Annotated in this window: 9 protein-coding genes; 4 read left to right on the top strand and 5 right to left on the bottom strand. The window is 67.5% G+C overall.

Translation table 11 applies throughout. From position 1 onward, the window contains the following. Window positions 1–47: 47 nt before the first annotated feature. Window positions 48–1,412, bottom strand: a complete 1,365-nt coding sequence (locus J5M67_RS16230) for an inorganic triphosphatase (RefSeq protein ID WP_207886368.1) — start codon at window positions 1,410–1,412, stop codon at window positions 48–50. A 175-nt stretch (window positions 1,413–1,587) separates the two neighbouring features. On the opposite strand from J5M67_RS16230, the gene argE reads away from it, so the two are divergent. After that, window positions 1,588–2,727, top strand: a complete 1,140-nt coding sequence (argE, locus tag J5M67_RS16225; RefSeq protein ID WP_207886367.1) for an acetylornithine deacetylase — start codon at window positions 1,588–1,590, stop codon at window positions 2,725–2,727. A gap of 155 nt (window positions 2,728–2,882) precedes the next feature. After that, window positions 2,883–4,181 (top strand): amino-acid N-acetyltransferase, encoded by a 1,299-nt coding sequence (argA, locus tag J5M67_RS16220; RefSeq protein ID WP_207886366.1) that lies wholly within the window; start codon window positions 2,883–2,885, stop codon window positions 4,179–4,181. A 67-nt stretch (window positions 4,182–4,248) separates the two neighbouring features. Here the strand turns inward: argA and gshA are convergent, their stop codons facing one another. From gshA to J5M67_RS16205, 3 genes are all read right to left on the bottom strand, one after another. Continuing rightward, entirely contained in the window at window positions 4,249–5,835 is a 1,587-nt protein-coding gene (gene gshA, locus J5M67_RS16215; RefSeq protein ID WP_207886365.1) for a glutamate--cysteine ligase, read from the bottom strand. A 165-nt stretch (window positions 5,836–6,000) separates the two neighbouring features. Further along, complete coding sequence (locus J5M67_RS16210; RefSeq protein WP_088420109.1) at window positions 6,001–6,390, bottom strand: PaaI family thioesterase; 390 nt, start codon at window positions 6,388–6,390, stop codon at window positions 6,001–6,003. Between the two features lie 9 nt (window positions 6,391–6,399). Next, entirely contained in the window at window positions 6,400–8,742 is a 2,343-nt protein-coding gene (locus tag J5M67_RS16205) for a Tex family protein (RefSeq protein ID WP_207886364.1), read from the bottom strand. 364 nt (window positions 8,743–9,106) lie between these two features. On the opposite strand from J5M67_RS16205, the gene ompR reads away from it, so the two are divergent. Together ompR and J5M67_RS16195 are read left to right on the top strand one after the other, a co-directional pair. Continuing rightward, the gene (ompR, locus tag J5M67_RS16200; RefSeq protein ID WP_207886363.1) at window positions 9,107–9,847 is read left to right on the top strand and encodes a two-component system response regulator OmpR; all 741 of its coding nucleotides are present in this window, start codon (window positions 9,107–9,109) and stop codon (window positions 9,845–9,847) included. Between the two features lie 61 nt (window positions 9,848–9,908). Beyond that, window positions 9,909–11,228: an ATP-binding protein gene (locus tag J5M67_RS16195; protein ID WP_207886362.1), complete on the top strand. Its 1,320-nt coding sequence runs from the start codon at window positions 9,909–9,911 to the stop codon at window positions 11,226–11,228. Here J5M67_RS16195 and J5M67_RS16190 read toward each other — a convergent pair. Next, on the bottom strand, window positions 11,225–12,154 hold the full coding sequence (locus tag J5M67_RS16190; protein WP_207886361.1) for an LD-carboxypeptidase: 930 nt from the start codon (window positions 12,152–12,154) through the stop codon (window positions 11,225–11,227). The two genes, J5M67_RS16195 and J5M67_RS16190, sit on opposite strands and share 4 nt — an antisense overlap. Window positions 12,155–12,298: the final 144 nt, after the last annotated feature.

Here is a 12,298-nt window from a genome sequence, read left to right as displayed (position 1 = left end):
TTCGTCTGGGGCGGGCCCCGGTCAGCCCGCCGCGTTGTCGGGGCAGCTTATTTCAAAAGCGCCTTGAACGGCTTGAGGGTCAGCACAGTATGGGCCTGGGCCGCCAGGGCATCCAGGCGACCCTCGGCGTCCGGCGCGGCCAGCAGTTCTTCCAGCTTGGCCAGCTCGCCGTACAGGCGGTCGGTTTCCGGCAGCTCTAGCACGCCGCGTGCCGGGCGCAGCCAGACCAGCATGCGCTGCAGGCGCGGCAGTTGGTCGGCGAGCACCTCGGGTTGTTGCAGGGCGCGTTGCAGCGGCATGGCCTGGGCCTCTTCGGCCAGGGTGCGCTGCAGCCACTTGCCGACCGCGGCGCCGCCCAGGCGGTTGGCGCGCTCGTTGCGCCCGGCGGTCCAGGCCTTGGCCAGCAGCCAGCTGGAGGCGCTCAGGGAGAACTGGCCCCAGCGGGTGTTGGCCAGCTCCTCGCGGAAGGCGTCGGGCATCTGCTGGCGCACGGCTTCGTCGTCGCGGCCCTGCTCGATGCGTGGCTGCCAGTCGGCGATCAGCGCATCGAGGGCGGCGCGCAGCTCACGGGTGGTGGCGCGCGGTACGGCCTGGCCGAGGCTGCCGAGCAGGGCGCGCAGGTCCATCAGCTGGCGCAGCCAGTCTTCCAGCAGGCGCCAGTGGCCGTTGAAGCGGTATTGCTCGGCCAGGCGCTGGCTGCTGCCCAGCAGGGTCCAGGCCAGTGCGGCGAAGGCGCCGTCGAGCGGGGTTTCCGCCAGCAGCTTCTGGGTGTCGGGCTGGATGCTGTAGCTGGCCGGGTCGAACAGCCGGTAGCCGCGCTCGGCCTTGCTGATGTCGCAGGGCATCAGCGGCAGGTCGGCGGCCAGTTCCAGGGCCAGTTCCAGCAGCGCGGCGGGTTCGCCCTGGCGCAGTTCCAGTTCCAGCTCGCAGATTTCCTCTTCCTGCTTGCCGGCGATCACCTTGCCCAGGTCCAGCGCGGCTTCGATCACCACCTTGGTCTTGCCGCGGCCCCAGGCGATCTCGGCGCGCTGGCGGGTGAAATCGGTGCTGAAGATCGGCTTGAGGGTCTTCTTGTCCAGGTCGGCCAGGGCGGCCGGCCAGCACTGGTCGTCGAGCTTCTTCAGGTCGAGCTTGTTCTTCTCCAGGTACCAGTCCCACTCGTTGCGCTCGGACAGCCCGGCGACGCTCTGGCCACGGGTCTTCAGGGTCTGGATGAACTGCTCGCCGTCGCGGCGCATGCGCAGGGCGACGCGGGCGCGGGCCAGCTCGCGGGTCGGGGTGTCGTAGTACTGGTTGAACAGCTCGCGGGGTTCCCAGCCGGACTTGTTGCGCTTCTTCAGCGCCGGGTGATCGCGCAGGGCTTCGAGGGTCTCGCGGCTGGCGCGCAGTTTGATTTCGGTTTCTTTCTGCATGGCGGTGTCCGGGTTGGGCGGCTGCGCCCGTCTGGCGAAAGCCTGGGGGCGGGCGCGAAAAAAAGACGTCAAAGGTGTGCAGTCTACAGGGAGTTCGGCATGCCTGCCGGGCAGCGCGAGGTTTTACCGCGGGCCGGCATGGTCCATAGTGGGCGCAAAGCCTCCGGAGAACAGCATGTCGTTGCCGCCCCTGAAACAACGCTTCGCCGAGTTGATCGCCCTGCCGTCGGTGAGTTGCACCCAGCCTGCGCTGGACCAGTCGAACCGACCGGTGATCGAGCGGCTGGCCGGCTGGCTGGACGACTTGGGTTTCACCTGCGAGCTGCAGGAGGTCTCGCCGGGCAAGCTCAACCTGATCGCCGTGCTGGGCAGCGGTCCCGGCGGCCTGGTGCTGGCCGGGCATACCGACACCGTGCCCTATGACGAGGCGTTGTGGCGTAGCGACCCTCTGCGCGTGGACGAGCGCGACGGTCGCTGGTTCGGCCTGGGTTCCTGCGACATGAAGGGATTCTTCGCCCTGGCCATCGAGGCGCTGCTGCCTCTACTGGATCAGCCGCTGAAGCAACCGCTGATCCTGCTCGCCACCTGCGACGAGGAAAGCTCCATGGCCGGCGCCCGCGCGCTGGCCGCCGAGGGGCGTTCGCTGGGGCGCGCGGCGGTGATCGGCGAGCCGACCGGCCTCAAGCCGATCCGCCTGCACAAGGGCGTGATGATGGAGCGCATCGACATCGTCGGGCAGAGCGGCCATTCCTCCGACCCGAGCCTGGGCCACAGCGCGCTGGAGGCGATGCACGCCGCCATTGGCGAACTGCTGGCGCTGCGCGGCGAGTGGCAGCGCGAGTTTTCCAATCCGCAGTTCAGCGTGCCGCAGCCGACGCTGAACCTCGGCTGCATTCATGGCGGCGACAACCCCAACCGCATCTGCGGCCAGTGCGCTCTGGAGTTCGACCTGCGCCCGCTGCCCGGCATGCAGCCGGAGATGCTGCGCCAGGCCATCCGCGAGCGCCTGCGGCCGGTTGCCGAGCGCCATGCGGTACAACTCGACTACCGCCCCTTGTTCCCCGCCGTGCCACCCTTCGAGCAGGCGGCCGACAGCGAGCTGGTGCGTATCGCCGAAAGTCTGACCGGCCATTGCGCGGAAGCGGTAGCCTTCGGCACCGAAGCACCGTATCTTCAGCAGCTCGGTTGCCAGACCCTGGTACTCGGCCCCGGTGACATCGCCTGCGCGCACCAGCCGGACGAGTATCTCGACCTCGACCGCATCGAGCCGACCGTGGAACTGCTGCGTGGCCTGATCCGTCACTATTGTCTGTAAGACTTGCCTGAATGAAGCCCGGCTGACGGGCCCGACCTATCCAAGAGGAGAAACCTGTCGATGTGCATGCGACGACGATAACCGCGCCGCCCCTGGCCGAATTCCGGCCGCATCCGACAGATTTCCGCCCACTCGAACGACAGGCTTTTCAAGCAATGCACGACTACGTCAACTGGCTGCGCCACGCCTCGCCCTACATCAACTCGCACCGGGACTGCACCTTCGTGGTGATGCTCCCCGGCGAGGGCGTCGAAGACCCCAATTTCGGCAATATCGTCCACGACCTGGTGCTGCTGCACAGCCTCGGCGTGCGCCTGGTGCTGGTGCACGGCTCGCGCCCGCAGATCGAGGCGCGCCTGGCCTCCCGCGGCCTGGCGCCGCGCTTCCATCGTGGCCTGCGAGTGACCGATGTGCCGACCCTGGAGTGCGTGATCGACGCGGTTGGCAACCTGCGCATCGCCATCGAGGCGCGCCTGTCCATGGACATGGCTGCCTCGCCCATGCAGGGCTCGCGCCTGCGGGTAACCGCCGGCAACTTCGTCACTGCGCGGCCCATCGGCGTGGTCGAGGGTATCGACTATCACCACACCGGCGAAGTCCGCCGGATCGACCGCAAGGGCATCAACCGCCAGCTCGACGAGCGCAGCATCGTGCTGCTCTCGCCGCTGGGGTATTCGCCCACGGGTGAAATCTTCAACCTCGCCTGCGAGGACGTGGCCATGCAGGCCGCCATCGAGCTGGATGCCGACAAGCTGATCCTCTACGGAGCCGAGCGCGGCCTGCTGGACGTCAATGGCAAGCTGGTTCGCGAGCTGCGTCCGCAGCAGGTGCCGGCGCACCTGGAGCGCCTCGGCGCGAGCTATCAGGGCGAGCTGCTCGACGCTGCTGCCCAGGCCTGCCGTGCCGGCGTGCGCCGCAGCCATATCGTCAGCTACACCGAAGACGGCTCGCTGCTCAGCGAACTCTTCACCCGCACCGGCAACGGCACCCTGGTGGCCCAGGAGCAGTTCGAGCAACTGCGCGAGGCCGGCATCGAGGACGTCGGCGGCCTGCTGGAGCTGATCCGTCCGCTGGAAGAGCAGGGCATCCTGGTGCGCCGCTCCCGCGAGGTGCTGGAGCGCGAGATCGAGCAGTTCAGCATCGTCGAGCGCGAAGGGCTGATCATCGCCTGCGCGGCGCTCTATCCCATCGCCGATTCCGACGCCGGCGAGCTGGCCTGTCTGGCAGTGAACCCGGAGTACCGCCACGGCGGGCGCGGCGACGATCTGCTGGAGCGCATCGAACAGCGCGCGCGCAACCTCGGGCTGAAGACCCTCTACGTGCTCACCACGCGGACCGCCCACTGGTTCCGCGAGCGCGGCTTCCAGCCCAGCAGCGTGGAGCGCCTGCCGGCGGCACGCGCCTCGCTGTACAACTACCAGCGCAACTCGCAGGTGTTCGAGAAGAGCCTGTAAGGCGCTTTTCGTAGGAGCATGAAAAAGAGGCCCTCGGGCCTCTTTTTCGTTCTGCCTGCCTGCGCACTCAGACGCTGAGCAACCCCAGGATGCTCGCCTGGTAGGCAGCGACGAAGGTGTCGAAATCGCCTTCGGGTTGCGCTTCCAGATCCGCCTGCTCCTGCAGTGACTGGCTGACCATGTCTTCGAAGCGTGCCTGTTCCTCGGCGGACAGCGGCTGCGCGCGCAGGGTCGCGGCGTGCTGGCGGCTGTAGCGCAGGGCGAAGGCTTCGAAGCTCTCGCCGCGCTCGCGCATTTCCGCCAGTACCTTGGCCGAAGGCGTCAGGCTGGCGTCGGCGATCTTGGCGCGTTGCTCGGCCAGGCTCTGGGCGTGCAGGCTGCCGCCACGGGCGCGGTCGAGCAGTTCGATGATCGGCGCGATGGCATCGAGCAGGCCGCTGGCCCAGTCCTTCATCTCCACCTGCTGGCCGCCGCGTTCCAGTTTCAGGCCGGGGCGGCGACCCTCCTTGACCACCTTGAGGAAGTTGCTGGTGGCCGAGCCGCACTCGCAACCGCCCAGCGGCGGGCTGTCGGAGAGCGCGCAGAAGAGCAGGAAGGCGTCGAGGAAGCGCGCTTCGGTGAGGTCGATGCCCAGTGGCAGGAAGGGGTTGATGTCCAGGCAGCGCGCCTCGACGTATTGCACGCCACGGGCCATCAGCGCCTGGATCGGACGCTCGCCGGTGTAGGTGACGCGTTTGGGGCGGATGCTCGAGTAGTACTCGTTCTCGATCTGCAGGATGTTGGTGTTGAGCTGCACCCACTCGCCATCGACCTTGGTGCCGACCTTCTCGTACGGCGCATAGGGCGTGCTCACCGCGCGGCGCAGGCTGTCGATGTAGCTGTCGAGGTCGTTGTAGCAGGGCGTCAGACCCGCCTGGGCGTTGTTCTGATAGCCCAGGTCGCTCATGCGCAGGCTGGTGGCGTAGGGCAGGTAGAGGGTGTGCTCGTCGAAGGCTTCCAGGCCGTGCGGGCGGCCGCGCAGGAAGCCGGCGTCCAGGGCCGGGGAGGCACCGAACAGGTACATCAGCAGCCAGCTGTAGCGGCGGAAGTTGCGGATCATCGCGATGTAGCGGTGCGACTGGTAGTCCCGCGCGCTCTTCTCGCTGCCTTCTTCCCGGCGCAGCAGTTCCCACAGCCCTTCGGGCAGGGAGAAGTTGTAGTGGATGCCGGCGATGCACTGCATGGTCTTGCCGTAACGCAGGGCCAGGCCCTTGCGGTAGACGTACTTCAGGCGGCCGATGTGGGAACTGCCGTAGCGGGCGATCGGGATGGTCTCTTCGTCCGGCAGCTCGCAGGGCATGGACGGGCTCCACAGGTATTCGCCGTCGAGCTTTTCGTAGGCGAAGCGGTGGATTTCACCCAGGTCTTCCAGGGTCTTCTCGACACTGCTGGCGGTCGGGGTGATGAATTCCAGCAGCGACTCGGAGTAGTCGGTGGTGATCTGCGGGTTGGTCAGGGCCGAGCCCAGGGCGCGCGGGTGCGGGGTCAGCGCCAGCTTGCCGTGCTCGTCGACACGCAGGCATTCGCGCTCGATACCGTGCAGGCACTGGGTGAGCAGGGACAGGTTGGCAGCATCGCCGAGCAGAGCCAGGCGGCGGGTGAGTTGGTCGCTCAAGTTGGAAGTCCTTCACACGGCAGTCGCCTCACTATGGGGGTGGACTGGGCGGTCTACAAGGGGAGAACACTACCGGCGTGGTCGCCTGGCTTTCTTAAGCGCTGCGCCGGCGCCCGCCATCCGCAGGCTCCGGCCTACAGCATAGGTCAGTTGCGCTGACGCTATTTACAGCTGGGCGAAGGTGCCTTGTCCCTTGGCGACGAGCTTGTCGCCCTGGTGGATGTCGGCCTCGACCACCAGCGAGCGGCGCCCGGCGTGCAGGACCTTGGCCACACAGCGCACCTCGCCCTCGGCGACCGCGCGGATGTAGTTGATCTTGCATTCCAGGGTGACGCTCTGCCGGTCGAAACCATGGGCGCTGGAGCAGGCCAGGCCCATGGTCATGTCCATCAGCGTGAAGAGCGCGCCGCCGTGCATGACGTTGCCGCGATTGCGCAGGTGCTCGGCCATCGGCAGCAGCACCTCGGCTTCGCCGTCAGCGACACGGATCGGCTGCACGCCGATGGTTTCGCTGAAGCGGCTGATCATCAGCTCGCGGGCGGGCATCTCGCTCATGGACCTTCCTTACTTCTTCTTCAGTTGCTTGGCGTTGGCGAACAGCGAGGCCATGGCGTTGTTCGCCGGGGCCTTCTCCTGCTGGCGCGGAGCGGCGCTGCGTTCGCCACGCGGCGCGCCGTTGCCGGGACGGCCACCGCCGCGCGGGCCTTCGACCTTCTCGCCGGGCGTGTCGCTCATGCGCATGGACAGGCCGACGCGGTTTCGCGGGATGTCCACTTCCATGACCTTCACCTTGACGATGTCACCGGCCTTGACCACTTCGTACGGGTCCTTGACGAACTTCTCCGACAGCGCGGAGATGTGCACCAGGCCGTCCTGGTGGACGCCGATGTCGACGAAGGCGCCGAAGTTGGTGACGTTGGTCACCACGCCTTCGAGCACCATGCCGGGTTTCAGGTCCTTCAGGCTCTCGACGCCTTCCTGGAACTCGGCGGTCTTGAACTCCGGGCGCGGGTCGCGGCCGGGCTTGTCCAGTTCCTTGAGGATGTCGGTGACGGTGGGCAGGCCGAACTGCTCGTCGGTGAATTTCTTCGGGTCCAGGCGCTTGAGGAAGCCCGAGTCGCCGATCAGCGAGCGTACGTCGCGGCCGGTGTCGGCGGCGATGCGCTGTACCAGCGGGTAGGTTTCCGGGTGCACCGCGGAGGCGTCCAGCGGGTTGTCGCCGTTCATCACGCGGAGGAAGCCGGCGGCCTGCTCGAAGGTCTTGTCGCCCAGGCGGCTGACCTTGCGCAGGTCGTCGCGGGTGCGGAAGGCGCCGTTGGCGTCACGGTGCGCGACGATGTTCTGCGCCAGGGTGCTGTTGAGGCCGGAGATGCGCGCCAGCAGGGCGGCGGAGGCGGTGTTCACGTCCACACCCACGGCGTTCACGCAGTCTTCCACCACCGCGTCCAGGCTGCGCGCCAGCTGCAGCTGGGAGACGTCGTGCTGGTACTGGCCGACGCCGATGGATTTCGGCTCGATCTTCACCAGTTCGGCCAGCGGGTCCTGCAGGCGGCGGGCGATGGACACGGCGCCGCGCAGGGACACGTCGAGGTCCGGGAATTCCTTGGCGGCCAGCTCGGAGGCCGAGTACACCGAGGCGCCGGCCTCGCTGACCATGATCTTGGTGCACTTGAGTGCCGGGTACTTCTTGATCAGCTCGGCGGCCAGCTTGTCGGTCTCGCGGCTGGCGGTGCCGTTGCCGATGGCGATCAGCTCCACCTGATGCTTGGCGCACAGCGCGGCGAGCACGGCGATGGTCTGGTCCCACTGATTCTTCGGCGCGTGCGGGTACACGGTAGCGGTGTCCAGCAGCTTGCCGGTGGCATCGACCACGGCGACCTTCACGCCGGTGCGCAGGCCCGGGTCCAGGCCCAGGGTGGCGCGCGGGCCGGCCGGGGCGGCCAGCAGCAGGTCGTGCAGGTTGCGGGCGAAGACGTTGATCGCCTCGGCATCGGCGCCGTCACGCAGCTCGCCCAGCAGGTCGGTTTCCAGGTGGGTGTAAAGCTTGACCTTCCAGGTCCAGCGCACCACCTCGGACAGCCACTTGTCGGCGGCGCGGCCCTGGTTACTCACGCCGAAGCGCTCGCCGATCATGGTCTCGCAGGGGTGGGCGGTACCCGGCAGCTCCTCGCCGACCTTCAGGGCGACGCTCAGCACGCCTTCGTTGCGGCCACGGAAGATCGCCAGGGCGCGGTGCGACGGGGCGCTCTTCAGCGGCTCGTCGTGCTCGAAGTAGTCGCTGAACTTGGCGCCTTCGGTTTCCTTGCCCGGCACCACGCGTGCGGTGAGGGTGGCATTGTCCTTGAGGAAGCCGCGCAGGCGGTCCAGCAGGGTGGCGTCCTCGGCGAAGCGCTCCATCAGGATGTACTTGGCGCCTTCGAGCACGGCGCGGGTGTCGGCGAAGCCCTTCTCGGCATCGACGAAGCGCGCGGCTTCGGTTTCCGGGGTCAGGGTCGGGTCGTTGAACAGCGCGTCGGCCAGCTCGCCCAGGCCGGCTTCCAGGGCGATCTGGCCCTTGGTGCGGCGCTTCTGCTTATAGGGCAGGTAGAGGTCTTCGAGGCGGGTCTTGGTATCGGCGAGCTTGATCTCGCGGGCCAGTTCCGGGGTCAGCTTGCCCTGTTCCTCGATGCTGGCGAGGATCGCGCCACGGCGGTCTTCCAGCTCGCGCAGGTAACGCAGGCGCTCTTCGAGCATGCGCAGCTGGGTGTCGTCCAGGCTGCCGGTGACTTCTTTCCGGTAACGGGCGATGAAGGGGACGGTGGAGCCTTCATCGAGCAGGGCGACGGCAGCGGCGACTTGCTGCGGTTGAACGCGGCCGGAGGGCAGTGCGGAAAGCTCTTCGGCGATACGGGTGTTGATGCTGTCCATGAATCCACCTGACAAACCAATCGAAAACGGGGCGGATGATCTGCTGCGCGTCGGCATCACTGCGTTGAGGCCAGCCGAGAAGTGCTCATTGACTGCAGTCAACTGAAGCTTTCTCGGCTGTCCTCGCCTTGTTCTGCTCTAGCTCGCAAGATCATCGACAGGCCCAAAACTGAGCGTCCGTGCCGGATGCTCCGGCGTTCGGACAGGCTCTGTGACAACGCCCCGCCGCAAAAGCGCCGCATTATACCCACGACAATTTCACCGGGTGGGCGGCTGGTCGGGGAAAAATCTGCTAACAATGGACAGGCCGTGACGCGCGGCTGCTGGGCGATAATGCCCGCCGAATCAGATTCTGGGAGTTTCCATGAGCAACGCTGCCACCCTGCCGGAAGGCGAAAAGATCCTCGTGGTCGATGACGACGCGCGCCTGCGCCGTCTGCTGGAACGCTTCCTCGACGAGCAGGGTTACCGCGTCCGCGCCGTCGAGAACACCGAGCAGATGGACCGCCTGCTGGCCCGCGAGCTGTTCCAGCTGGTGGTGCTGGACCTGATGATGCCCGGCGAGGACGGCCTCTCCGCGTGCAAGCGCCTGCGCGACTCGAACAACCAGATCCCGATCATCATGCTCACCGCCAAGGGCGACGAGGCCAGCCGCATCTCGGGCCTGGAGCAGGGCGCCGACGACTACCTGGCCAAGCCGTTCAACCCGCGCGAACTGCTGGCGCGGATCAAGGCCGTGCTGCGCCGCCAGGCGCCGTTGGTGCCGGGCGCGCCGGCGGGCGAGGATGAGATCGTCACCTTCGGCGACTACGAACTGCACCTGGCCACCCGCGAGCTGAAGAAGGGCGAGGAAGTGCACATGCTCACCACCGGTGAGTTCGCCGTGCTCAAGGCCCTGGTGCAGCACGCCCGCGAGCCGCTGACCCGCGACAAGCTGATGAACCTGGCCCGCGGCCGCGAATGGGACGCCCTGGAGCGCTCCATCGACGTGCAGATTTCCCGCCTGCGCCGGCTGATCGAGCCCGATCCGTCCAAGCCGCGCTATATCCAGACCGTCTGGGGCGTGGGCTACGTGTTCGTACCCGATGGTGCCGCCCGCAAGTGATTGACCCCGCCGGGGCGAAGCCCTTCGCCCCGGTCGTTCGTGCTCCCCTGGTAATGCCCTCTTGAAAACACCCCTCTGGTTCCCGCAAAGCTTCTTCGCCCGCACCCTCTGGCTGGTGCTCATCGTCGTGCTGTTCTCCAAGGCGCTGACCCTGGTCTACCTGCTGATGAACGAGGACATGCTGGTCGACCGCCAGTACAGCCACGGCGCGGCGCTGACCGTACGCGCCTACTGGGCGGCGGACGAGAAGTCGCGCGAAGCCATCGCCCAGTCCGCCGGGCTGAAGTGGGCGCCCCACGAACAGGGGCAGCCGGAGGAAGTGCACTGGCCGTACACGGACATTTTCCAGCGGCAGATGCGCATGGAACTGGGCATCGACACCGAGACCCGCCTGCGCATCCACCACCCGTCGATGCTCTGGGTGCGCGCGCCGACCCTGGGCGACGGCTGGATCGGCGTCCCGCTCTACCCGCACCCGCTGCGCGGCCAGCAGATCTGGAGCGTGCTCGGCTGGTTCCTCGGCATCGGCCTGCTGTCCACCGCCGCCGCGTGGATCTTCGTGCGCCTGCTCAGCCAGCCGCTCAAGCGCCTGGTGTTCGCCTCCCGCGAGTTCGGCAAGGGCCGCAGCGTGCGCCTGCCGCTGGGGCCGGAAACGCCCAGCGAGATGGCCGAGGTGTACCGTGCCTTCAACCAGATGGCCGACGACGTCGAGCAGGCCGGGCGCGAGCGCGAGCTGATGCTGGCCGGCGTGTCCCACGATCTGCGCACGCCACTGACGCGCCTGCGCCTGTCGCTGGAGCTGATGCCCGACAGCGACCGCGAGATGGTCGAGGACATGGTCCGTGACATCGAGGACATGGACGCCATCCTCGACCAGTTCCTCGCCTTCATCCGCGATGGCCGCGACGAGTCAGTGGAAGAGGGCGACCTGGCCGACCTGATCCGCGAGGTGGCCGATGCGTTCAACCAGAACGGCAACCGGGTGCGCCTGTGCCTGGATACCTTGCCGCTGTTCCGCTTCCGCCGGGTGTCGATCAAGCGCCTGCTGGGCAACCTGATCGAGAACGGTCTGAACCACGGCGGTGGCAAGGTGGAAGTGGCGGCCCATGTGGCCGGCGGCGGTGGTGCGCCCTACGTGGTGCTCAGCGTGCTCGACCGCGGCGCGGGCGTCGATCCGCAGGAGCTGGCGAACATCTTCAACCCCTTCTTCCGTGGCGACAAGGCGCGCGGCGGCAAGGGCACCGGCCTGGGGCTGGCCATCGTCAAGCGCATCGCCGAACAACACGGCGGCAGCATCGAGCTGCGCAACCGCGAGGGCGGTGGCGTGGAAGCGCGGGTCTGCCTGCCGCTCGGCCTGTTGCTACCGCGCAACGCCCATTAAGCCCAGCGCAGGGCCTTGCCTTCCAGCACCGCCTGGCGCCCATAGGGCCAGGCGCGGTTGTGCGCGCCGTGGCCGCTGGGCAGGCCGTGGTAGAGCGGAACGCCCAGCTGCGCGGCGTATTCGGCGAAGATTTCTTCCAGGCTGTGGGCCACGCCCTTGCGCGGGCAATCGGTGAAGGTGCCGAGGCAGATCGCCCCCAGGCGTGCGCCACCCAGACTGTTCAGCAGTTGCCAGAGGCTGCGTTCGAGGCGGTAGTAGGGTTCGCCCACGTCTTCGAGGATCAGGATCGCGCCGTCAGGTACATACAGCGCGCCTTCGGTGCCGGCCATGCAGGCCAGCGCGGTGAGGTTGCCGCCAATCAGTTCGCCTTCCACGGCGCGCTTCGGCCCTGCCAGGTGCTGCACGGGCAGCTTACCCGGTCCGCCGGCCAGCACATGGCTGACCGAGGCCAGCGAGGCCAGTCGTTCACGCTGTTCGCTGGGTGCGCTCAGCGGCTGCAGGCCGAGCCCGGTGGCGACCATGCCGTGAATCGCCGGCAGGCCCTGGCGGTGGAAGGTGCTGAGGAGGATGGAGATGTCCGAGAAGCCGATCAGCGGGCGCGGCGAGGCGGCCTTGAGGCGCTGCCAGTCGAGTTGCGGGATGAGTTGTCCACAGCCGTAGCCGCCGCGCAGGGACCAGACGGCGCTGACGTCTTCCAGCTCGAAGGCGGCGTGGAAGTCTTCCAGGCGCTGCTGCGGTGTGCCGGCCAGATAGCGATAGCGCGCGTCGGCGTGCTCGCTCAGGTGATAGTCCACGCCCAGCACTTCCAGTTGGCGCAGGGTGGCTTCCAGCACCTCCTCGGCGATGGCCGAGGCCGGCGCAACCAGGGCGACGCGGCCTTCGATGGGCGACCACTTGAGTTCGGCGTTGGAGCGGGAAGACGGCATGGGTACATCCAGTATTGGCGGGGAGTGCCTGTAGGAGCGAGCTTGCTCGCGAAGAGTTCAGCGTGGCAACGAAAGCGGAAGGCTCACACCCGTAGGGCGAATAAAGCGGAACGCTTTATCCGCCGTATGGTGCGGAAGGTGGGT

Origin of the sequence: Pseudomonas sp. 30_B, assembly GCF_017491605.1 — a bacterium.
Taxonomy (GTDB): domain Bacteria; phylum Pseudomonadota; class Gammaproteobacteria; order Pseudomonadales; family Pseudomonadaceae; genus Pseudomonas.
The sequence above is the reverse complement of the archived record's forward strand: the minus strand, read 5'-3'. Positions and strand labels throughout refer to the sequence as shown.